Origin of the sequence: Thermogemmatispora tikiterensis, from assembly GCF_003268475.1 — a bacterium.
In the GTDB taxonomy this organism is placed as follows: Bacteria; Chloroflexota; Ktedonobacteria; order Ktedonobacterales; family Ktedonobacteraceae; genus Thermogemmatispora; species Thermogemmatispora tikiterensis.
In genome coordinates, this window is sequence record NZ_MCIF01000002.1 from 1979699 (window position 1) to 2001182 (window position 21484).

Genomic DNA, 21484 nt, shown 5'->3' on the forward strand with positions numbered 1-21484 from the left:
TGGCCGTTGAGTATGACAGTAAGGAGCAATTTTTCTAGCAAAAGCAGAAAAAGTGATGGATAGTGACGCACTGATCGGGCAGCGGCTTGGTGCCTATCTGATTCAGCGCAAGCTCGGCGAAGGAGCAATGGCGCGGGTCTATAAGGCCTACCATTCACGGCTGCGGCGCGATGTGGCCATCAAGATCATTCGCCCAGAGGTAGCGGCGCGCCCTGGCTTCGCCGCCCGCTTTGAGCGGGAGGCCCAACTGATCGCAAGCCTGGAGCACCCTCACATTGTGGCCGTCTACGACTTCGGCGAAGCGGACCTTGGCAGGCTTGGGACCATCCCTTACCTGGTCATGCAATACGTTGGCGGTGGTACCTTGCGCGACCTCCTGCGCAATCGTCGTCCGCTTGACCAGAAGCTGGCCATACGCTATGCCCGAGACCTGGCCCGCGCTTTGCATCTGGCTCACGAACGCGGGATCGTCCATCGTGACGTGAAACCCCAGAACATGCTCTTGAGCAGCGGCCCGCAGCGCGAGATTCTGCTCTCCGACTTCGGAATCGCTAAATTGCTCGATCGGCGCGCTAGCCCGGCAGTCCGAAGAGACAGGCTGCCACTACCCGATGAGAGCGAGGAAGAAGGCGAGCCGACCCAGCCAGAGCTGGAGCATCTGCAACTCACCAGCGCCGGCGAGCTAATTGGTACGGCGGCCTATATGGCCCCAGAACAGATCAAGCGGCTCCCAGTCGATGAGCGCACGGACATTTATGCCCTGGGGGTGGTTCTTTTTCAGATGCTGACAGGGCATCCCCCTTTCGAGGCCGACAGTGCTGTCGGGCTGCTCTATCAACATGTCTATCGCACAGCCCCCGACGCTCGTACCATCAATCCGGCGGTCTCGGAGAAGCTGGCGCGCATGACCGCCCGTGCCCTGGCCAAGGCCCCCGATGAACGTTTTCAGTCAGCAGCAGAACTGGCCCAGGCCCTGGACCTGCTGCTGTCGCGAGAGAGCGAGGCTATCTATCCCTCACCGCGAGACCAGGACTCAGGCCGGATGCTTGCTCAGCCAGGCAGAGCCAGTGCTCTTGAGCTTGCAGCAGCCCCGGAGGACAGCTCAGCGGCTCCAGCCCAGATCACCACAGCCCCGAGCCACACAGAGACACCGCCCGCTGCGACCTCTGCTCTCACCTCAGTGCTCAGACCTGGTAGGGCCAGCATAGGCACTGGCACACACTCCCAGACACTGCCCGCTTCTCTTAGAAGACAAATCTGGGAACGCCGCTGGCTTTCCTTTGCCCTCGGCGGGCTGGTTCTTCTCCTCCTCATCGCCACTACGCTCATGCAAAGCCCGCTGAGCAGCTGGCTGAGGTTCCTGAACACATCTGGCTCCACATCCGAGGCCGTAGCCCGGCCCTTTACGGATACGTTCCAGAACAATCAACAGCGCTGGACCGAGAGTGCTCCTGCCCTCAGTACAGCCATCGGCAACGGCCAGTACCTGATCACCATCGACTGGACGCCGCCAGCCACCTACTATTTCCCCTACCCCCAGGCCGTAGGGAGCCTGCCAGCCAGTTTTACATTACAGGCTCAAATGCAGCGCCTGGCCGGCGAGGAGGAGAATTGGTATGGCATTGCTTTCCGCCTCCATCCCGAAGGAAACTATGTTTCCTGCTATGCCCTGGTGATCGACGGTGCTGGTCACTACGCTCTCTGGAAGTTCGATGCCCACGCAGCCCAGCCCGGTACTCCCTTAGTCCTGGTGAGCGGCACCTACCCCCCTCGCCCACATGCCCCTGACACCCTAGAAATCAGCGTCCGGGGAGACACCTTCACAGCCCGCATCAACGCTGTTCCCCTGGACTTCAACGCCCCAACGCACAGCGTGAGCGACCGTGGCGGCTACAGCGGGGGGAAAGCAGGCCTTCTGCTGACCGGCCCCAACGCACGCTTTTCTATCACGCGCTTCAGCCTCACCGTTCCCTGACAAGGCAGAGAAGGCAAGGCCAGCTCGTGGAGAGAAGTTCCTCTTCCTCCCAAGGGGCCCCCCACCCACAGGCGAGCGAGCCTGGAGTGGAGGCCAGGAACCTCTCCCGAAACGCCTAGAGAAGAGTCCTGAGAGCTGGGCAGGCAGGGCAGGTTGTGGTAGAGTACAAGGCGGTGCGTAGATGTAAGAGGAGGTTGCTTGCTTCTCATGAGAGAGCATATCATCAGGCAATTTCTGGACGAGCCACAGTACAGCCATCCCGACAAGGCCCGGGTGACCATCATTCCGGCGCCGCTTGAATATACCGTCTCATATATGCAAGGGACACGTCACGGTCCCCAGGCTATCCTTAATGCCTCTAGTCAGCTGGAACTCTATGACGAGGAGCTAGAGTGCAGCCCGCTTGAGGAGGTGGGCATCTACACCCGCCCGGCCCTGGACTACCGGGGATTGGACCATGCAAGCGCTCTGAAGCTGACAGGCCAGGCAGTGCGTGAGGTTCTAGAGCGGGGCCAGTTCCCTCTGCTGATCGGCGGCGAGCATTCGCTTTCTCTTGAACCGGTTGCCGTGGCACGCGAGTTTTTCCCCGACCTGACAGTTATTCATATTGACGCCCACGGCGACCTCCGCGCTGAATACGAGGGATCTCCCCTCTCACATGCCTGCATCGCCAGGCGCGTGTTAGAGCTGGGTATCCCGGTACTGGAAATCGGTATTCGCAGCATCAGTGCCGAGGAGATGGACTTTCTCCGTAGTGGAGCCGATGCAGCCATTGTCTGGGCGCGCGACTTCGCTCGTGGGCAGGCACACATCCCCTGGGAGCGACTGAGCGAGCACACCTATGTAACCTTCGATCTGGATGCCCTCGATCCTGCTGAGATGCCCGCTGTAGGCACCCCAGAGCCAGGCGGATTGAGCTGGTATCAGGCACTGGAACTGCTGCGCGAGATCTACCAGCGTACCACCGTAGTAGCCCAGGATGTGGTCGAGCTTTGCCCCATCCCCGGCCAGATCCGCGCGGATTTTCTGGCCGCACGTCTGATCTATAAGATGATCGGCTACCGGTTTTCTGCTCAGCTACCCGAGTAGATCCCCAGGCAGCATCTACTAATAGACAAGAACCAGCAAGGCTAAGAGCATGGGAGGAGAGATGAACGGAGAGAACCGTGAGCAGGGCTTTGGCCTCCCAACCAGGGAAGAGGCGAGGAGAGTAGCCTGTACCTCCCCAGGGCAGAGGCGCTATCTTGATGAGCACCGTTCAGACCGGTATCGCTGCTGGCGCAGGCAGACAGGATCGTGGCCGGGGAGCAAGCCTATCTTTGTGCTCCTGCTCGTGTTACTGGCCCTGCTAACAGCCTGCGAATCCGACACGAGCCAGCCAGTAGCAGGCCAGGCTCACTTACGCCAGCTTGATAACGGCACTATTATCTACGATAGCAGTGCCGAGACCGTCTTGCTGCGAACTTTCCGCGGTGGGGGCCATCAGGGCACACTCGATCTCAGTCCTCAGCTGAGCATTTACGGCGATGGTAGCTATATTCTCGGCCCCGGCCTGCAGATGCGTGAGGGGCATCTTAGCCAGGAGCAACTCAGCCAACTGCTCCATACGCTGGTTAACAGCTACGGGCTGCTAAGTTTCCAGCGTCAGCAGTTCTACGAGATACCCGATCAGGATGCGATCCTGCTCCAATTCAACGTGAACAACCAGCATTACCAGTTTCTCTACAGTATCTTTGGGCAACGTCAGGAGAGCCAGCAGGATCTCAACGAGTACCAGCGCCTGGGCGAGGCACTCACGACGATCAATGAAGCGGTGAGCCAGGGATCGACGACAGCTTATGACACCACGCGCAAAGCGCTGCTGGTTCGCCAGGACTTCAGTCCCAATCTGAGTCAGTCGATCCCCACCTGGGACGTACCCGACTTTACTCTGCGTCAGCTCGCCCAGTTCGAATGCGGTCCGGTGCCCCAGGACATCACAGGACCGAACGCCGATTCCGGCTGTCTGACCTTCACAACGCCCCAGCGAGCCTTGCTTCTCACGCCCGAGCAGAGCCGCACCATCGGCAATCTGCTACACGGAAAGCTGAGTGGGGAATTTTACGAGCCAGCAACAGGGTTATATTATACGGTAATGCTCCGCGCACTCCTGCCGGATGAGCTGAACCAGGGGGTGCTGGCCATGTATGGTAGCCAGGACCTGACCTACAGTGGGGTGCCGCTGCAGCAGGGACCGCTTCCGGCCACGGCCTCTTCCACAGGCTTCCAAGCCCAGCGAGCAGCATAGCCACAGAGCGGCCACCCGCTCGGCCTAGGTCCGGTCAGGGAAGTCAGCCCGCGTGTCGCCGGCCATCGATGTCGTCCACAGGCAGTCGATCAGCGAGGGAGGACAGACAGGTCATGGCGTAGTGTGGTATACTGAGTCACAGAGAGCAAGGTCCCTCCACAACACCACTAACATAGCGTGTAACGCACGCCAACCATGAAGCAGGTACGTTTGCCGATGTAAGGTTGCACCAGGACAGGCAGCCTACGCTTCAAGCCACGCTCAAAGAGACGAGCACGTAGGAATTCTCCTTTCCTGGCTGCACCGTCTACCTCGTGATTACTCTACCCCTCAATGGGACGAGCAGAAAGGACATATGACCAGAGAATTCGAAAACAGGCGAAGAGATACTTTTCGCTTTTCCGCTCGCAACCAGTCGTCAGCCAACGGCAGATACAACCCGGAGCGGTCTGCCCGCCCGAAGCGCCCTCGTTTGAACCGTGAGATTGTCGACCGGGCCTGGCAGATGGGTGCCCGCCTGCACCATCCAGATTATCAGCCGCGTGCGGACCTTTATGGGCCTTCTTACTTCCAGTCGACCAGCACCCCGCCCTATCGGTCCAGCAATTCCTGGACGCCGCCGCAGAACCGCTCACCTCAAGGCCAGCAGAATCGACGATCCCAGGGTCGTATGGCCGGGACTGGGAATATGGGACGTGGTGGTCCCGGCCCTCGTGCGCAGCAGGGACCGCGCTCGTACGAGCGAGAGCTGGGAGGGCCTTCTTTCTCTAACGGCAACAGCCGCTGGCAGTCAGGCAAACCCCACCGGGAGCAATATCGCCTGCGGGGCGCACCTCCTCCCCAGCGCAGGCAGCATGGCTCGCCCTATGGAACAGATATCGAGCCATTTAAAGGTGGCGGCAAGCACAACGGCGTCTATGAATACGACGCCCCCTATCCAGGCCCTGGACACCGCCATCCGCCTGCTTCTGTAAACGGCTTTCGTCCTTCATCTGGCAACACACGCGCCGCTCGCGAGCGCGGGAAGGCCGAAAAAGAGAAGAAGAACCATAGCAAACAGCGCGATAAAGCCTTCTGGGAGGAGGTATCGCAAGAAACCGATCAGCTGCTCGGGCATCTCTCGCTCAATGGCCATCAGCCAGCATCGTCGGCTGAGGGGTATTCCACCTTTTCTCAATCAGTAGCGCCCGACCTTCCTGGCCCCTCTCAGACCGATGATCATCCGACAGGGCCAGAGACGCCAGACCGCACCAGCGCGCCACAACAGCAAGAGGACTAGCCCTCTCTTCTGTCCCGGCCTTTGATGAGCAGAGAGCATCTCGCCCAGGCTCAAAGTGCCACCCAGTCTCATGGCTCTGGCACCGTCCATCTTGCTCTACCTGCCCGCCAGCAAGTTGGACCGCCAGCCTGCAGCGGCCCTGCGTCAACCACCAGAGATCGGTGCGCTCGCTCGCACTCGACAGGGTGGTCGCCTCACACTCAGGCGGTCAGCATGTTACACGCCCAGCAGGAGCTTCGTCTCCTCTTACAAGCGGCCCAGATCTGACCTGACGTGGGTATCCGAATTCCCGATGCCAGCCAATGGCTGCCAGACAGACGCCCCAACAGCGGAGCGCCACCGTTATCTGGTCGCAGCGGGCGCGACAAGCGAGCGAGAACGGTTTGACGGCCATGAGGGGGGGCAGTAGCGAGGGCCATGAGCGACGAAGGCACCCGAGCCCGAGCAGGATCGTGGATAAGGCATGCTATAATCTGAAGGGAGGTACACACAGGGGCGTGGTTTCTTCCCGCCCCTGTGTGTATGTTGAGATACTCGTCACATCCCTGTGATGGAAGACAGTAGGCAAAGCTGGCAGGAACTTGTTCTTTCGCGTATTCTCGCTAAACTGAGGAGCATCACAGGAGGAAGGAACCGCATGCATAGAGGCTCTCCTCTCTTACCCTGCATCCTCCAGCCAGGGACCTGGCCAGCCTCTCGCTCTGGCTGAAACGGGGGAAGACGAGAGGCCACCTGATCCTGACCCGCCCGGCGCAATACTACTCTGTTCGCACTGTCTCAGGGCCAGCTTGGCCCGCACTTGAACGTCAGGGCTAGCTCTAGCTCGTCAGATGTGGCAACGGAGGCCATGCAGGGTCTCTGTTCGCCTGCCGAAGGTGATGAGCCCCTCCTTCTACAGGAAGGGTTCTACCTTGCTGTCGCTCGCCAAGACCAGGAAGAAAGGAGGACGGCGTTTCCCCAGGCTGAAGTGCGCAGCAAAGTACAGTCGTGCATAGCGCAGCCGCCAGGTCTAAGCCAGCCAGCCCGGGGCCTCCACGCCGCACATCATATGAACGATACAGCCACCTTAAGCCGCCTTTTTGCGGGTATCCAGGCTGATCTTGACGAAGTAGATAAAGTATTCCAGGAGCGTGCCAGATCTGGTCTCCCGATTCTGAATTCGGCTTCTATGCACGCTCTCTCTTCACCAGGTAAACGCTTGAGAACGGCACTCACGCTGCTCTCGGGGAAACTGAAGGTCTATCGCTTTGAGAAGCTGTTGCCCCTAAGCGTCGCCTTCGAGATGGTTCACCTGGCGACGCTTATTCATGATGACATTGTCGACGGAGCCCACACCCGACGTGGTCAACCGACAGTCAATGCTCTCTGGGGCGATCACATCGCGATTTTACTTGGTGACTACTATTTTGCTAAAACTGCTGGCCTGATCGCTGATATCGAAGATAATCGTATTAATCATCTCTTTTCCGATACAGTCGCCACTGTCTGTGAAGGCACCATCATGGAGATACTCAGCGCTCGTCGCCTGGATCTCACCGTCCAGGGCTACTACGAGAAGATCAGCCATAAAACAGCCTGTCTGATCGCGGCCTGTTGCAAAGGTGGCGCGATCCTCAGCGAGGCCTCGGACGAAGAGATTCAGCATTTACACGAGTACGGAATCAATCTTGGTATTGCTTTCCAGATCATTGATGACGTGCTGGATTACACTGAAGATCAGACTACAATCGGCAAGCCCGCGGGGAACGATCTGCGTCAGGGTCTGGTGACGCTTCCGCTCATCTATGCTCTACAGAGCCAGCCCCACAATGGTCATCATCAACAGGTCCAGCTTCTGCTTTCAGGCGAGGGAGGGAGCGAGGAACAGATCCGTGAAATCGTCGAGTGGGTCGCCCGTGGCAGTGGAATTGAACGCTCCTTCGAAGATGCCTATCGCTATGCGGCGCGGGCGCGTGAGGCTCTGTATCACTTTCCTCCTTCATCGGACCGCGACGTCCTCGATGAACTGATTGACTTCGTTGTCCTGCGCAAGCGCTGAGGCTGACCGCCCCCTGAGAGAGGAAAGACAGACCAGGTTGCTGTGCTCCCACGCTGACCGACCTGGGCTTGAGCTAGCATCCTCAAGCTAAAGCGGAGCTGGAGCCATCCATCGGCCTCGGCGGTGCGCCAGGACGGATTGTCACCATCACGCGCCTCCTGGCCACCTCCAGGCATGGAACCAGGCAACAGGACAGGACAGGACAGGACAGGACAGAATAGAACAGGCTACGCCAGTCCGGTCAGCCTCCTTTACAGGTCCTCCTGCCTGCTAGCCAGCCTGAGAGAACTCCCTTAGAGAAAAGCCTTGGAAAGCGCGTCGGCTCGCGATGTAGGGAACTCTACGGAAGAAGAGCAGATCGTCAACGACAGGCCTGTTGACTCTCTCTTCTCCTTCTTTCCAGCCAGCCAGAGCAACTCCTTGCCATCGTCGCTATTGGAGCGCGGAGCGCGAGGGGGCTGAAACAACGAGTCCACATGCATCCTCTACCCACGAGAGGCAGCTGAGTGATCAGCTCGTCCTTAGAACAGCCCGCGCGCGAAGATGACCACGGCAATCAGTGCTACCAGAATGCCAGCCACCCACAGGGCTGCATTGAGTGTGTCGTTGCTCTCACGCATCGGAGGCAGGTCCTCGGGTCGCGGCAAGAGCAGACGCTGCTCTTCTTCTTCCAGCACCGCCCCCAGCATCAACGGCAAGGCTTGAGCCACACTATCAGGCACCGGCGACGGAGAGGCGGGCGCCTGAGTAGAGGTCGAGGCAAGCGTCGAAGCCGGGCGTGGTGAGAGTGGAATCGACTGCTCGGGCCATTGTTCGACAACAGAGTCAGCCCCCCCAATCGCCGAGCGCAGCGCTAATAGATCGTGGCGGAGCTCGGCGGGACTCTGATAGCGCTGACTTGCAATAGGACGCAAGCCTTTCGATAGAATAGCCTCGAACTCTGAGCTGACCAAAGGATTGAGCCGCTGAGCTGGCGCGATGCTACCGCTCATCGCCGTTGGAGGACTGCCCGTCACCAAATGATAGGCCGTTGCCAGTAACGAGTAGAGGTCGGTGCGGCTATCCACTGCCCCGCGCATGAATTCTGGAGGCAGATAAGGAGAGAGACGAGAGCGATCCAGCCCGGAAATAAACTGGGTAGCGCCGCCGGCCAGCACAATCGAAAAGTTTGTCAGCAGGTACTGAGAGCCAGAACGCGTCACAACGATATGCTCAGGGCGGATCAGGCCATGCACCAGCGGGGGTGTTTGCTGAGCCATCGTCTCCAGAACATCCACAATCTGCAAGCAACATTCAACCACTTCCTGCTCTGGCAACGCACGCCCGCTGCGGCGCAGACGCGCTAACAGGCTCTCGCCCTCGACCATCTCGAAGACAAAAAAGCTACGCCCTTGATCACTGAAGGCATCTAACAAGGCTGGCACCCGAGGATGTCGTCCAATGGACGAGAGCGTCATTGTGGCCGTACGCAACATCGACTGCACAGCAGCAGAGGAGCTTTCGGGAATGACCAGCTCACAGATAATCACCTGCGCCCCGGCTCGCTGGGCATCCTGACCACTCCACGTAGCCTCGAAGACGCCATTGAGCCACTCCTGCCGCTCCAGCAGTTCCTGAAGACGATAGCGCCCACCCCTGAGCATCGCCCCCGGCATCAAGGGCCGCAGCGCGCCTCCCAAGATTCCACTGCTACTGGGATTGGTGGTCGAAGACGGCATCGAAGCCGGGAAAGGAGTCGCGGTGTTCACTGCCGGTGTCGGCGTCGAAGGAAAAGTCGGAGGCACCGGTGTTTCGCGCGCTAAAGGATCAGTCACTAGACGACTAACCCGGAGCGGACTCTGCGAGCGCGAGAGATCTTGTGGCAGAGCACCGCTCGCGCGACTGGGACGAGTGGGAACCTGAGCCCGCGAGGGCACGCCTGGGCGCGAAGGCGAAGGAAGGGAAGAGTCGCCCGCAGCTTCCCTGCGCATGGACGGCGAAGATCCCAGCGGGGAACGCTGCTGATTGGGAGAAGCCAGGTTTCTATTTGCCGCAGCATCGGAGCCTGCTATTCCTGGCTGCGAGAGAGGCCTGCTCACCTGCGAGCCGGCAGGACCAGGCCCGGCGCGGCGAGTTGTCGAGTCCAGGGAACCTGTCCCCAGGCCCGAACCGCTACCAGCACCAAAGGAGCTGGAGAGAGGACCCGAAGTTCCAAAAGGTGAACGCGCACCTGTACCCGTCGTCGACGACCCCGTACGCACACCACCCCCGGCCCCCGGGCTGTTGAGCGCTCCACTCCGCATAGACGAAGGCCCTGGAGGGAAGCCAGATAGCGGGCCTGAACGTTGCTGCTGGAGATCGGCAGCATTAGAAGATTTCTGCTGTTGGACAGGGGAAGATGCCGACCACCCTGACACCGATGCCCCCCCAGATAGGCCCGGCAGGCGAATGACCAGGCCACAGCGGGTGCAGGGGCCTTTGCTTGCATCCCACTCGTTGCCACAACGAGGACATATCATGGACTCTTCCTCCTCATTTCTAATCCCAGAACGGGCTTGAGAGGTGCGCCCAGCTTGCTTGCTCGCTTGCTCTTCTTTTCCAATCCCTGTTCCAAGTTCCAATCCCTGAACGGGAGTCTATTCAAGAGAGCGCCAGCTGCAGCAGAATTCTTCCCCGACACAACCAGAAATAAGGCACTTAACACCGGCGCCCCTTGCTACCCCACCCTCTCCGAGAAGAAGAGAGCTGGAAAGCCAGGCAGGCAACCGCGCAACTGCACCTAGCAGTCCCTCTTTCTCATGAGAGCGCGCGCAGAGGAAGGACACCTTTCGCGAAATAATATGAAATAAAAAGCAAACTTTCTTCACACTGGACCCCACACAAAATTCGTGCAGGGTACACTTGTCGAGAGTATAGAGGAGAGGATTTACGGCTGTCAATGCCGCTACCCGTTTGTGCTATCGGGCCGCACGCTTCGCTCAGCGCACCTTGCGCCCGATCGGTGCCACTGCAGTGAAGAAGCTCTCCAGAGCCTTCGCCAGCTCATAGAGCTGGGTGGCCTCATAGACCGTCACCTCGTGGCCAGGATGAGCCACCTGATAGAGCAGCTGCACCGCAGGTAGCTTGAGCGACTGGGCCGCCTCGCTTGCCAGCGACCCAATCAAGGAAGCACGCATGGCATCAACACTGGCGTTGACCTCTTCAAGCCGCTCAATATCAATAAAGCTGGTTTTCTGCTGTTGCTTCTGACGCTGATCCTGCTCTCTTTGATTCGCTTGCGCTCCCTGGCCTCGACCTGCCTGAGCTGCCTCCCACTCCTTGCGCGCCTGCTTACCAGCCGAGCAGTAGCAAAACTGGGGGTGAGCCGAATCCGAATTCTGCAGGCCGGTATCATCGCAGATTGGGCAAATAGGCATGGCTGCCCTCCTTTGCTCTCAGCCTTTGCACAAACTACACGGCGCTTGCAACAACTATACCACACCAGAGAGCGTGGCGGCACCTCCTTTTCTTTTGACCAGGACTTTCAGGAGGAGGGCACCAGCTGAGGACGCGCCTGCAGGCAAACAGGCTATCACCAGGGGGAGAGGGAGCAAATTGAAGAGCAGCCGCCAGAATCTGAAAAGAAGCAGATGGCAGGTCTGCTGACTGGCCAGCAGCCAACCAATCAGCCAGTCAGTCAGCCAGTCAGCCAGTCAGCCAGTCAGCAGATCTGGTCAGAGCTGCAGCCCCGCGATTGCCTCGGCCAGGAGATCAACCTGTTCCAGTTCAGGTATGGTAGCCCACAGCATTAACTCGTCAGCACCTGCCTCAGAGAAGGTCTGCACGGTCTGGCGAATAGCCTCCGGCGTGGTGGGGATCATCTGCGCCATCTGATGGGCACGAGGGCCAGCAAAGGCATAGTAATGGCTGAGGTAGGCGTCAGCTTTTTCCACCGCCCGCTCGCCCAAACCGTAGTATACCGAGCCGACGAGGCGTGGCCTGCCAGGTCTACCCGCCTCCTGCCAAACCTGTCTGGCCAGCTGGAAGAATTGGGCAGCCTGGTCGGGAGCGCTGCCACCGGCAATAAAGCCATCGCCCCAGTTGGCCAGGCGCCGGATCGCCGCTGGCGAGTAGCCACCGAGCAGGACCTCAGGTCCTCCGGGGCGGAACGGCTTGGGGCCAATGGGGCCTACCGCTGCGCTCAGTGGCTCGCCGGACCAGATGCGCTTCATAAGGGCAAGTTGCTCATCGAAGATCTTGCCGCGACGATGGAACGGTACCCCTGCGGCGAGAAAATCGTCTTCACGGGCACCGATGCCAAGCCCCAGCGTCAGACGCCCACGCGAAAAGGCGTCCAGGGTCGCTGCTTCTTTGGCCAGCATAGCTGTATTGCGCAGCGGCGCAAGAAGGACAGTCGTCATCAGGCGAATGCGCGAAGTGACCGCCGCCACGGCTCCCAGCGTGATCATCGGCTCTAGATTGGGATAGACCAGCCGGTCAATCAGGCCCAGGGAGACAAACGGTCCCTGCTCGGCACGCTGCGCCCACTCTAGCAAGAGGCCAGGATCAACCCCCGGGATCGAGGCCGGCAGTCCAATGCCAATCTTCATAGTGCTCTCCTTCCAGAAACTCAATTTGCCGACTCACTTTGTCACCGGTACTGTACTTCTGTAAGTGTGACACACAGGACCAATCGTTTGCAAGCTCACCGACGCAGGTGATAAGCTAAGCTGTAGGCCGGAGTCTGCCACGATAAAACAGCCTCTGGCCGCTGCTGAACCTGGCAAGGAGTAACGTGAAGTCTATGCCCCTCATACGCCGTGCCACCAGTGCCGATATCGCCACCTTGACGGCGCTCCGCCTGGCCCTGCTGCGGGAGACGGGCAAGGTCGTTGACGAGCAGCAGGAGCGACTGCTCCACGAGCTGACAGACTCTTATCTTCGCCGGGCGCTGCCACGGGAGGAATTTCTAGCCTGGGTCGCTGAGGTCGACGAGCAGCGGACAATCGCGGCTACTGGCGGCCTGGTCTTTTTACATCGCCCACCCTCGCCCGAGAATGAGGCCGGTCTGGAGGGCTATGTTCTTAATATGTATACGCTACCAGCCTGGCGGGGCCAGGGTCTGGCAAGAGCTATTCTACGCCAGATCGTGGCCTATACCCGCCAGCAAACCCCCGCGCGCCGCCTCTGGTTGCGCGCGACTGCCGCCGGTCGCCCGCTTTACGCCAGCGAAGGCTTTGTTCCAATAACGCGCGAGATGGAATTGCTCTGGTAACTAAGATGCAACGTTATCGTCTCCTGGCTATCGATCTCGATGGGACACTGCTGACTCCCTTCCCAGAGAAACAGGTGACGCCGCGAGCGCGCCAAGCTCTGGAGGCCGCCCGCGCCGCCGGTATGGCGATTACGATTACCACCGGGCAGATGCAGGCCGTGCTGCGCCATGTCTGCGCCGGCCTGCCGCTGAGCGGCCCTCAGATTCTGGAAAATGGGGCCCTGATCGTCGATATCGTCAGCGGTTCGGTACTTTCCGAACGCTTTTTACCCAGGGAGTATATTTTACCCGTCCTGGAGGCAGCTCGCTCTCTGGGCCTCTACCGCGCCTATCATACACCGGAAGGCGTCTACGTCGATCGCCATACGCCGCGGGCCCGCGATTGGTACCGCCCTCCGCTGCCACCGGCGATCGAGGTCGATGATGTGACCACGCTCTACCCCCGTCCCTGTATCAAGATCGCCGCCGTCGGCTCGCCAGAGACACTGCCAGCCAAGCGCCGGCAGCTCCAGGAGCAGTTTGGCAAGGCGTTACACGTGACGCAGTCGACGCGTGATTTGCTAGAGTTGTTGCATCCCGAGGCCAGTAAAGGGCAAGCGTTGCGCCAGGTCGCTCACTTGCTAGGAGTAGCTCCAGCCGAAATTGTGGCCATCGGCGATCACTACAATGATATGGAAATGCTGCGCTTCGCCGGTTTGAGTATCGCTATGGGCAACGCTCCCCCCGAAGTACAGGCGGTTGCTGACTATGTAACCAGCGATAACGCTCACGATGGAGTGGCGCAAGCTCTGGAACGCCTGGTCTTGCCAACCCTCAAATGATCCGCCTCAGACAGGGGAACAAAAGGAGCAGCAGCGGATTCCAAAATCACAGATCCTGCTGATAGCAACCTATGAACTATCAACAGGATCTGTGATTTTGGATATAGATCAATCTATCGAGAAGACTCAGGCATTAGAGGTAGCAGGTACTTTCTCGGTAATCTCCAGCTCGATCTCGATCTTGACCTGATCGTCGACAATTACTCCACCGCTCTCAATAGCCCGGTTCCAGGTCAGGCCAAAATCCTTGCGGCTGATGGTGGTCGAGGCCAGGATACCAGCGCGACGCAGCCCGAAGGCATCGACGATTGGACCATTAAATTCTCCAGTGAAGGTCACGGGACGGGTAACACCGTGCATGGTTAGATCGCCTGTGACACGGTATTGGTTGCCACCCAGTGGCTCGATCCTGGTGCTGACAAAGGTAATGGTCGGATACTTCTCGACGTCAAAGAAATCTGCGCTGCGCAGGTGCTGGTCACGATCCGCCTGACCGGTGTCGATGCTGGCAGCCTCTGCCTGAGCCGTAATCTTCGAATTCGCGGGATTCTGCTCGTCGTATTCTACCTCGCCGCTAAAAACTTTGAATGATCCGCGTACTGTGCTGACCATCATGTGCCGCACCGCAAAAGCGACACGCGAATGGGCAGGATCAATCTGCCAGGTCACTTCTCACTTTCCTCCTTCAGTGCTTCCGTAATATCCTTGCTAAGATAAAGTATGGTACTTTACTTATGTAAGTATGATAGCACCAGTAACCCAGAGCTGTCAAGGGAGGCTTCTTTCCCGTGAACATTTTGCTTTGCCGCCATTACTGCTATACTACGGCAGAGATAGCCTGCGAGGGGGGAAGCGGCACCGATGCCAGCGCCGCGCCAGGGCTTCTGCTCCCTCTCTCTCGCGGGCTTGCGACCTGCCTGCTGATGCTTTTTTGGGAAGAGGGGTTCTATGCAACAGGATCATGTTATTACGCTCTTGATCTCTTGCCTCGACCGGCCAGGTATCGTGGCGGCTGTCTCGCAGTTCATCTTTGAGCACCAGGGCAACATCGTCGAATCGGATCAATACGCAACGGCTCGCCAAAACGGTACGTTCTTTATGCGTATCAGCTTTTCGGAAGAGGGTTTCCAGTTAAACGAGCGCGAGCTGATCGACGCTTTTCAGCCAATCGCTGCGCGCTTTGGCATGCAGTGGAGCGTCCATTATTCGCGCAACCGCAAACGGGCGGCTATTCTGGTGTCGCGTCTGGATCACTGCCTGGTCGATCTGCTCTGGCGGTGGCGCAATGGAGAGCTGGTGATTGATATTCCCTGTATCATCAGCAATCATCCCGATCTGGAGCCACTGGCACGTATGTACCAGCTCCCCTACTATCATTTTCCGATTCGGCCAGAGAGCCGTGCCGCTGATCAGCAGCGCATGCTAGAGTTCCTGGAAGGTAAGGTTGATTTTTTGATTCTGGCGCGCTACATGCAGATCCTGGAGCCGTTCTTCGTGCAAGCCTATCCTCAGCGCATTATCAATATTCATCACAGCTTCCTGCCAGCATTCACAGGAGCCCGGCCTTATGAGAGAGCTTTCGAGCGAGGGGTAAAGATCATCGGGGCGACCGCTCACTATGTGACGGAGGAGCTGGATGAGGGGCCGATTATCGCTCAGGATGTGATCCACTGCAACCATCGCGATAGTATCGAAGACCTGATCCGCAAGGGGCGTGACGTAGAGCGACGCGTGCTGGCCGAGGCCGTACGTTTGCACAGTGAGGATCGTGTGCTCGTGTATAAGAATCGCACGATTGTTTTCTAGCCAGAATGCTGCGCCTGTGCGATAATCTCTTGAGAGGAGGCTCTCGTCCGCTACGCTGGGCTTCCTTTGATTGAGGGAAAGCTGCTGCGGGCAGAAGCTGCGAACTACGAGCATGGAGGCAGCCAGCTGGCCCTTCAGCCCCTGAAGGGAGTGAGAGAGTCCGGCCTGCCAATTCGGTTCGTCTGGTCAACCGGGGAGCACTGGTTGCCAAGCTGGTGAGGCAAGAGGCTGGCTGGCACTCCTCAAAACAGTAGAGAGAGTAAGAGAAAGTGGAGAGCGTTATGGATGAGTCATTGTCCTCTTCCGTCTCATGCGTGCAGCCAGCGCTGGCCGCTGTGGCGAAGCTGACGGCGCGTGAGATGCTCCCGAGCTTCGCGCTTCCAGACCCCGCTGGGGTCCTCCGGGGTCCCCATGACTACAAGCAGCGAGATCACCTCTTGCTGCTGATTGTACGCAGTGTCGAGCTGCCGAGCCCACGTCTCTTCTTGAAGCAGTTCGCAGAGGCAGAGCCAGTACTGCGCGAGGAGCATTGCAGCCTACTGGCTATCAGCCCGGACCACCTGGCGCGGAATGCGGAGGCCCAGGCCAGTCTGCAGCTCCCCTTTCCACTGCTCGCTGATCCTACAGGGAAGGTCATTGCTCGCCTGACGCAGTGGGAGGCCACTCAGCGCGCACTCAATCCCAGCCTGCTGTTGGCTGACCGCTACGGCGAACTCTATCAGCAGTGGGTCAGCACAGACGAGCAGGCGCTCCCGCCTCTCAGCGAGCTGCTGTCGTGTTTGCGCTATCTAAACCGCCTGTGCTGTCCCTAGCCAGTGGCGGACCGGGAAGGTTGAGTGAGCCAGCAATGGATACGAGCACGTGGGGCCGGGCTGCAGTCCTGCTCTTCCTCCTGGGAGCCACTGGTGGAAGTGCACTTGATGCCTTCTACGTCCACCAGGGGCTAAAGCGTTACAGCACAGCTGTGGTCGCCGGCCCCACGCTCTTCGGTTTGCCCTGGTGGGTGCCGCTGCTCACCGGCAGTGCCGCCGTCGCTATTGGTCTTTCTCATCCCCTGCTAGACCCTCTCCTGGCTCATTTGAGGACCACGCGTCGTCTCTCAACGAGCATCGCCGCTCTCGGCTGGCTGTGTCTAGCCTACCTGTTGGGGGCTATACCACTCGCTCCTCTCGCCCGCTGCGGCCTGTTGGGCCTACTCTACCTCAATTTCTGGCTGCTAGCCGGGCGAAGCTGGCAAAACCTGATCTTCTCCGCCGTGGTGGCGATTACGGGGACGCTGATTGAGATGATCCTGGTGAACGCTGGGATCTTCTCTTTTCCGCAGAACGCCGAGCTACTCGGTGTGCCCGCCTGGCTCCCCTGGCTCTACGCCTATGCCTCGCTCGCGCTGGGAGACCTGGGACGGGCTCTCATTTCACTCCAGAGAGGGGGATGACCTTGGCAGATCACCATTCTTCAGCCGCCTGGAAATTGGAGACGCAGCTGGTACAGGACGGCAGGCAGCGCTGGAACGAAGGGCCTGCCCATGTATCAATCGTCCAGCCCATCTATGCAAGCACGACCTATTTGCACGGCAATATGGAGCGTCTGGACCAGGCTTTCAAGAGCCCAGCCCCGGGAGAGAAGCGCTCTTTTGTCTATGCGCGTCAGGGAAATCCGAATGCAACGCAGTTGGAAGAGGTGCTGGCTCGCGCTGAAGGAGGAGTGGGAGCTGTGGCTTTCGGCTCAGGCATGGCAGCCATCCATGCCGCGCTGCTGGCCGCGGGTGCGGCACCAGGTGCGAAGATTCTGGCAGCTCAGGATCTCTATGGCCAGACGATCGCTCTCCTGCGTCAGGTCTTTGCTCCCCAGGGTGTGGAGATCGTGCTCTGCGACCTCTGCTGTGCCTCTGCAGCGGAGCGCATCCGCAGCGAGCAGCCCGATATTGTCTTTGTCGAGACGATTTCGAATCCCCTGGTGAAGGTCACCGATCTCGATGCTATCAGCTCCGCCGCCCGCGAGGTGGGAGCCGTGACTTTGGTCGATAGCACCTTTACGACCCCCTGTCTGCTCCGCCCGATCGAGCACGGTTTTGATCTGGTGATCCATAGCGCGACGAAATATCTCGGCGGACACGGCGATAGCACCGGCGGCCTGGTTGTGAGCGCCCGCGAGAGCCTGCTGCAGTCGCTGCGCTCCTACGCTTCCTTGCTGGGTGCAATGCTGAGTCCCTTTGAGTCATACTTGATCTTGCGCGGCGTGAAGACGCTGGCGCTGCGCATGGAACGCCACTGTGAGAATGCGCTGCGCATCGCTCATTTCTTGCGTGATCATCCAGCAGTGGCTCGCGTCCACTACCCAGGCTTGCCCGAGCATCCGCAACACGAGCAGGCTCGACGCTTGCTTGCTCCCGGGCGCTTCGGCGGTTTGCTCTCGTTCGAGCTGAAACAACAGACCCGCGCCGCCGCTTTTCGCTTCATGGACAGCCTGCAGCTCTGTGCCCCTGCTACCTCCCTCGGAGATGTCCACACGCTGGTGAGTTATCCGCCTATCTCTTCCCATCGTGATCTCTCGCGCGCCGAATTACAACAGGCCGGTATCACCGAGGGCTGTGTGCGCCTTTCAGTGGGGATCGAAGACGCCGAGGATATTATGCACGATCTGGATCAGGCTCTGCAGCAGGCCACAGCTTGAGGGTCACAGCTAGTGTGGAGGAGACCGGGAGAGCACCGCCTGCTGGGCTGGGGTAGCCCCTGTCTCCTTCCACTTGCCTTAGCTAGCGCTTGCCGAAGTAGCTGCCGCGACGCCGTGGTGGCGGGGGGGCAAAGCGCTCGCTCTGAGCCGCGGCAGCCCTTCCGTTCAAAATGACCTCATGGGCCCAGAGGAGGTCTTTGGCCAGGACTGCCGTGCGATTCTCATCCAATGCGTGCAGGGCGGCAGTCAGGCAGACTTCGCGCAGGTGACTGCCAGGCTGTCCCAGGAGCTGCGAGGCTACGGGCGCATGTTCTTCCTCACGGTAGCCAGCTCCTAGCAGGTGCTGAAGGAAGCGCACAGCCAGCTGTTCATCCTGGACTGGCCTCAGCTCGATGAGCGCGTCGATGCGCCCTGGACGATCACGAATGCGTGGATCAATTTGCTCCGGGTTATTGCTTGTCGCCAGCAGCAAGGTACCGGCAGGATTATCAGGCGTTGCCACCCCATCGAGCGTATTGAGTATGATTTGCTGCTCTTTCGGATCAGAGACGAAGGCTTCGAAGTCTTCCACCAGTACCAGCGTCGGTAAGCGGCTGTCAGCCGCCGTTTGCAAAGCCGTCGAAAGCATGTTCCAAGAACTGCCCCCGTCGTAATTGCTGGTCGAAGGCGTGACATAGAGCACGCGCCCCCCGCGGCGAGCATGATAGGCCCCCTCAGCCTTGAGGAGCGTGGTTTTCCCCGTCCCAGGCGGTCCGACCAGGAGGACTTTGCGGAGACGGGGCACTCTCAGGGCGGCATAGTGCCGCAGGATGGCGGGATCAAAGATGCGTCGCTGGGCTTCCACGAGTGCACGGGTCGCCTCTGGCAAGACCACATCATTCCATGAGGCCTGCCGAATCACCGTGATGAGATCCCGCGGCTTCGTCGCTGTCCCCACGATCTCAATGCTGCCGCGTCCATGCTGATGGAGATGCTGCTTGTAGGTCTCCACAAGAAGATCTAGAAAAGCCAGCCACTCATCCTGACGACCCTGGGGCACGGCAGTGAAAGCTACGTTGTCGTAGTCCTCTTCCGTATAATAGACAGAAAGTGCCGTCCAGCCGCTGGCAAACTGGTAGAGCTTCCAACCGTAGAGAGACGCTGGCTGCGTTCCTCGGTCGCCCAGCTCGGCGCGATGTGTCAGGTCAGACTTGAACAAGCATTCAGCTCTAGCCGAGACAGTGAGACCCCAGGCGAGGTCAGGAGCCGGCAGCGAACGCCAACCGCTGAGTTGACCAAAGCGCGGACGCTTGCGCCTTTGGCCTGCCGCCACGAGACGATCAAGTAGCAGTGGATGATGCTCAAAGTATAAAAGAAAAGATGATGTTGATACAAAAGGAGAATGGAAGATTAACATGGGACCGGTCAGGTTCAGCTGACGCCAGAGCTTTTCTAGCCCCAGAACAGCAATCTCCTTACTTTTTAGCTCCCGGCGCCAGCTCAGAGCTGGCCCATCCGACGGTCGATGATCCTGCGACTCTGACAAAGACTCCCCCGGGTACAACCATTCTTGCTCTTTCATCGCATCCTCTGCCATATGCATGCATTTCTTCCAGCTCAGCTCAGTCAAGGGCAAGTATATTGTTCTTCTAGTGGGATACCGCTCACTGAGCGAGGATCTCCTTACAGGGGAAAGTTCCGAACGAAGTGGAGGATTTCGGCAATCGACGCGGAAGGATCAAGCAAAGCAAGGTCGGCCCGCTGCAGCCTCTGCCACCCGCCCGCAGACCTTGGCTAGGCGAGCTTTCCAATCACTCCTGCTTGCTCGCCAGGGCATCAGGAGAGGAGAGTGCCATCCTGACCTGGGCGAAGCGAAGCGCAAGCGGGCCACGGTCACAATGATGCAGATGCCGTTTCAAGTGAACAGCAGCTTACTTTGTATGACGCACATAGCGCCCACCTGGTACCAGATCCTCTTCCTCCGCTCCAGTGGAGGCCATGACAGGTAGACGCCCGGCTGTGGGATTGACCGTTAGCTCGTTGAGTACCCGTCGGACGCCAGGCACCGAGCGCGCGATCTCCGCCGCAATGCGCTTCTGCTCTTCCGTGCGCACCGCTCCACTGAGCCGCACGACGCCCAGCCGCGGGTAGACCCCGATGGGGAGGCCGCGCGTGCGCGGATCACGCCCCAAAGCCAGCGCGACTTCGCTGGCGAGTGTATCGTCGGCTATCAAATTGTTTTTGATCTCCAGCAGGCCCGGTACCCCCATGACCTGGCGCTCGACCAGGTCGGCACGCAGGGTACTGGAGATGTTGCCGTCCAGATACAGGACGCCATCCAGGACGCGCGCCGAGATCCCTTGCAGGTCAACGTGCAGCGGATAGAGGTCGAACAGGACAGCCTCGACCTCACGCTGCAAGTCGCGATCGGGTCGATAGGGCGGCAGCCCTTTGAGGGCCTCTGCAGAGAGATTGAGACGCACCACTCCACTGGCCAGCTCAGTAATCGTCTCAACGCGGAAGAGGGTATCCTGTCCACCAGGTAGATTATGGGCCACCACATAGGCAATCTCGCCGCTGCCAGGCTGGACAGCCAGCAAGAGCAGGGTACCACGCTGACCAGCAGCCGGTGCCTCGACGAGACTGCGCCCTGAGAGACGCACCCCGCCCGGCGAGGCAACTGCCTCTTGCTCCAGGGTGGCCAGACTGGTGGTCAACCTCACGCCATCGCTAGAAGCCTCGCCGACCCGACTGAAGGAGAGATAGAAGCGCTTCTTGACGAAGAGGCCTCGACTAACCCCTACATGGGTGACGGTGCGCCGGGCCGGCTCAACGACAACTTCATCAAGTACGCCATATTCTCCATCGGAGCAAAAGACTTTGCTGCCGAAGCGGAATTTGAGCAGTTCAGAGATAAGTTCGCTTTTCATCATCGCATTCCTCGCGTACCTTCCCAACGCTGGCAGCTTGATAGAAAACTGGCGAGCTGCCAGCCTTCGCCACAAAAGAGTGTAGCATGAGCTGACATAACCAGGCAAGGCGCCTGGACGACGGCAGACTTTCTGGTAATATGAAAGAGCCGAAGGCTACCAGCCGCGCCCTCGGGTAAGAAGCTCATTCTAGTGAGGTAAGAGAGTGATGAGCACACAACACGAGTGCTATATCGAGCAGTTTCCCCACAGCTTGCCACATCGTGACCAGGCGGAGCTCCGCCCCTGCGGGCACTACGCCTGTCCGCCCCATACCATTACCTACTATGGCACAGGTGAAGATGAGGAGCTGGTCGGCGACTACTGCATGGTCTGCTACAGCCGCCGATTCCCGCACCTCTGTCCCGACCCGCTATTGCGCCGGGCATTGCTGAGCGAGAGCTAAGGCCCCGCTCCCCAAGTC

The 21484-nt window shown here is 59.2% G+C and carries 18 protein-coding genes; 12 read left to right on the forward strand and 6 right to left on the reverse strand.

Going from position 1 to position 21484, the window contains the following annotated elements; all coding sequences use genetic code 11:
* The first annotated feature begins 55 nt into the window (after positions 1-55).
* The 5 genes from A4R35_RS07930 (at position 56) to A4R35_RS07950 (ending at position 7579) form a co-directional block, all read left to right on the forward strand.
* Positions 56-1975, forward strand: a complete 1920-nt coding sequence (locus tag A4R35_RS07930) for a serine/threonine-protein kinase (RefSeq protein WP_112428187.1) — start codon at positions 56-58, stop codon at positions 1973-1975.
* Positions 1976-2182: 207 nt separating this feature from the next.
* A complete protein-coding gene (speB, locus tag A4R35_RS07935; protein ID WP_112428189.1) occupies positions 2183-3064 on the forward strand; it encodes an agmatinase in 882 nt (293 codons plus the stop codon).
* Between the two features lie 61 nt (positions 3065-3125).
* Positions 3126-4262 carry a hypothetical protein gene (locus tag A4R35_RS07940; protein WP_112428191.1) on the forward strand — a complete coding sequence of 379 codons (1137 nt, stop codon included), beginning with the start codon at positions 3126-3128 and terminating at the stop codon, positions 4260-4262.
* 355 nt (positions 4263-4617) lie between these two features.
* Positions 4618-5541 carry a hypothetical protein gene (locus A4R35_RS07945; RefSeq protein ID WP_146747144.1) on the forward strand — a complete coding sequence of 308 codons (924 nt, stop codon included), beginning with the start codon at positions 4618-4620 and terminating at the stop codon, positions 5539-5541.
* 1048 nt (positions 5542-6589) lie between these two features.
* Positions 6590-7579 carry a polyprenyl synthetase family protein gene (locus A4R35_RS07950; RefSeq protein ID WP_223258249.1) on the forward strand — a complete coding sequence of 330 codons (990 nt, stop codon included), beginning with the start codon at positions 6590-6592 and terminating at the stop codon, positions 7577-7579.
* A gap of 521 nt (positions 7580-8100) precedes the next feature.
* Here A4R35_RS07950 and A4R35_RS07955 read toward each other — a convergent pair.
* From A4R35_RS07955 to A4R35_RS07965, 3 genes are all read right to left on the reverse strand, one after another.
* Positions 8101-9393 (reverse strand): serine/threonine protein kinase, encoded by a 1293-nt coding sequence (locus A4R35_RS07955; protein ID WP_189361523.1) that lies wholly within the window; start codon positions 9391-9393, stop codon positions 8101-8103.
* A 1143-nt stretch (positions 9394-10536) separates the two neighbouring features.
* On the reverse strand, positions 10537-10974 hold the full coding sequence (locus A4R35_RS07960) for a hypothetical protein (protein WP_112428199.1): 438 nt from the start codon (positions 10972-10974) through the stop codon (positions 10537-10539).
* A gap of 297 nt (positions 10975-11271) precedes the next feature.
* A complete protein-coding gene (locus A4R35_RS07965; RefSeq protein ID WP_112428201.1) occupies positions 11272-12147 on the reverse strand; it encodes an LLM class flavin-dependent oxidoreductase in 876 nt (291 codons plus the stop codon).
* A gap of 194 nt (positions 12148-12341) precedes the next feature.
* Here A4R35_RS07965 and A4R35_RS07970 point away from each other — a divergent pair, with 194 nt between their 5' ends.
* On the forward strand, positions 12342-12812 hold the full coding sequence (locus A4R35_RS07970; protein ID WP_112428203.1) for a GNAT family N-acetyltransferase: 471 nt from the start codon (positions 12342-12344) through the stop codon (positions 12810-12812).
* A gap of 5 nt (positions 12813-12817) precedes the next feature.
* Positions 12818-13633 carry a Cof-type HAD-IIB family hydrolase gene (locus A4R35_RS07975; protein WP_112428205.1) on the forward strand — a complete coding sequence of 272 codons (816 nt, stop codon included), beginning with the start codon at positions 12818-12820 and terminating at the stop codon, positions 13631-13633.
* Between the two features lie 126 nt (positions 13634-13759).
* Here the strand turns inward: A4R35_RS07975 and A4R35_RS07980 are convergent, their stop codons facing one another.
* Positions 13760-14302 (reverse strand): YceI family protein, encoded by a 543-nt coding sequence (locus A4R35_RS07980; RefSeq protein ID WP_112428207.1) that lies wholly within the window; start codon positions 14300-14302, stop codon positions 13760-13762.
* A gap of 279 nt (positions 14303-14581) precedes the next feature.
* Here A4R35_RS07980 and purU point away from each other — a divergent pair, with 279 nt between their 5' ends.
* From purU to A4R35_RS08000, 4 genes are all read left to right on the forward strand, one after another.
* Positions 14582-15439, forward strand: a complete 858-nt coding sequence (gene purU / locus A4R35_RS07985; protein ID WP_112428209.1) for a formyltetrahydrofolate deformylase — start codon at positions 14582-14584, stop codon at positions 15437-15439.
* 281 nt (positions 15440-15720) lie between these two features.
* On the forward strand, positions 15721-16251 hold the full coding sequence (locus tag A4R35_RS07990; protein WP_112428211.1) for a peroxiredoxin family protein: 531 nt from the start codon (positions 15721-15723) through the stop codon (positions 16249-16251).
* Positions 16252-16286: 35 nt separating this feature from the next.
* The gene (locus A4R35_RS07995; protein ID WP_112428213.1) at positions 16287-16874 is read left to right on the forward strand and encodes a hypothetical protein; all 588 of its coding nucleotides are present in this window, start codon (positions 16287-16289) and stop codon (positions 16872-16874) included.
* Positions 16871-18112 carry a trans-sulfuration enzyme family protein gene (locus A4R35_RS08000; protein WP_112428215.1) on the forward strand — a complete coding sequence of 414 codons (1242 nt, stop codon included), beginning with the start codon at positions 16871-16873 and terminating at the stop codon, positions 18110-18112. The genes A4R35_RS07995 and A4R35_RS08000 overlap by 4 nt, the downstream gene beginning before the upstream one ends.
* 82 nt (positions 18113-18194) lie before the next feature.
* Here A4R35_RS08000 and A4R35_RS08005 read toward each other — a convergent pair whose 3' ends face one another.
* Positions 18195-19637 carry an AAA family ATPase gene (locus A4R35_RS08005; RefSeq protein WP_189361525.1) on the reverse strand — a complete coding sequence of 481 codons (1443 nt, stop codon included), beginning with the start codon at positions 19635-19637 and terminating at the stop codon, positions 18195-18197.
* Positions 19638-20022: 385 nt separating this feature from the next.
* Positions 20023-21024: a BON domain-containing protein gene (locus A4R35_RS08010; RefSeq protein WP_112428219.1), complete on the reverse strand. Its 1002-nt coding sequence runs from the start codon at positions 21022-21024 to the stop codon at positions 20023-20025.
* Positions 21025-21229: 205 nt separating this feature from the next.
* Here A4R35_RS08010 and A4R35_RS08015 point away from each other — a divergent pair, with 205 nt between their 5' ends.
* Entirely contained in the window at positions 21230-21466 is a 237-nt protein-coding gene (locus tag A4R35_RS08015; RefSeq protein WP_112428222.1) for a hypothetical protein, read from the forward strand.
* The last annotated feature ends 18 nt before the right edge of the window (positions 21467-21484 follow it).

What these genes read in the sequence shown, in the direction of transcription:
- A4R35_RS07960 (WP_112428199.1), bottom strand. Translation starts at nt 10,974, where the DNA reads ATGCCTATTTGCCCAATCTGCGATGATACCGGCCTGCAGAATTCGGAT.
- A4R35_RS07975 (WP_112428205.1), top strand. Translation starts at nt 12,818, where the DNA reads ATGCAACGTTATCGTCTCCTGGCTATCGATCTCGATGGGACACTGCTG.
- A4R35_RS07940 (WP_112428191.1), top strand. Translation starts at nt 3,126, where the DNA reads ATGAACGGAGAGAACCGTGAGCAGGGCTTTGGCCTCCCAACCAGGGAA.
- A4R35_RS07950 (WP_223258249.1), top strand. Translation starts at nt 6,590, where the DNA reads ATGAACGATACAGCCACCTTAAGCCGCCTTTTTGCGGGTATCCAGGCT.
- A4R35_RS07995 (WP_112428213.1), top strand. Translation starts at nt 16,287, where the DNA reads ATGGATACGAGCACGTGGGGCCGGGCTGCAGTCCTGCTCTTCCTCCTG.
- A4R35_RS08000 (WP_112428215.1), top strand. Translation starts at nt 16,871, where the DNA reads ATGACCTTGGCAGATCACCATTCTTCAGCCGCCTGGAAATTGGAGACG.
- A4R35_RS08010 (WP_112428219.1), bottom strand. Translation starts at nt 21,024, where the DNA reads ATGATGAAAAGCGAACTTATCTCTGAACTGCTCAAATTCCGCTTCGGC.
- A4R35_RS07965 (WP_112428201.1), bottom strand. Translation starts at nt 12,147, where the DNA reads ATGAAGATTGGCATTGGACTGCCGGCCTCGATCCCGGGGGTTGATCCT.
- A4R35_RS07945 (WP_146747144.1), top strand. Translation starts at nt 4,618, where the DNA reads ATGACCAGAGAATTCGAAAACAGGCGAAGAGATACTTTTCGCTTTTCC.
- speB (WP_112428189.1), top strand. Translation starts at nt 2,183, where the DNA reads ATGAGAGAGCATATCATCAGGCAATTTCTGGACGAGCCACAGTACAGC.
- A4R35_RS08015 (WP_112428222.1), top strand. Translation starts at nt 21,230, where the DNA reads ATGAGCACACAACACGAGTGCTATATCGAGCAGTTTCCCCACAGCTTG.
- A4R35_RS07990 (WP_112428211.1), top strand. Translation starts at nt 15,721, where the DNA reads ATGGATGAGTCATTGTCCTCTTCCGTCTCATGCGTGCAGCCAGCGCTG.
- purU (WP_112428209.1), top strand. Translation starts at nt 14,582, where the DNA reads ATGCAACAGGATCATGTTATTACGCTCTTGATCTCTTGCCTCGACCGG.
- A4R35_RS07930 (WP_112428187.1), top strand. Translation starts at nt 56, where the DNA reads ATGGATAGTGACGCACTGATCGGGCAGCGGCTTGGTGCCTATCTGATT.
- A4R35_RS07970 (WP_112428203.1), top strand. Translation starts at nt 12,342, where the DNA reads ATGCCCCTCATACGCCGTGCCACCAGTGCCGATATCGCCACCTTGACG.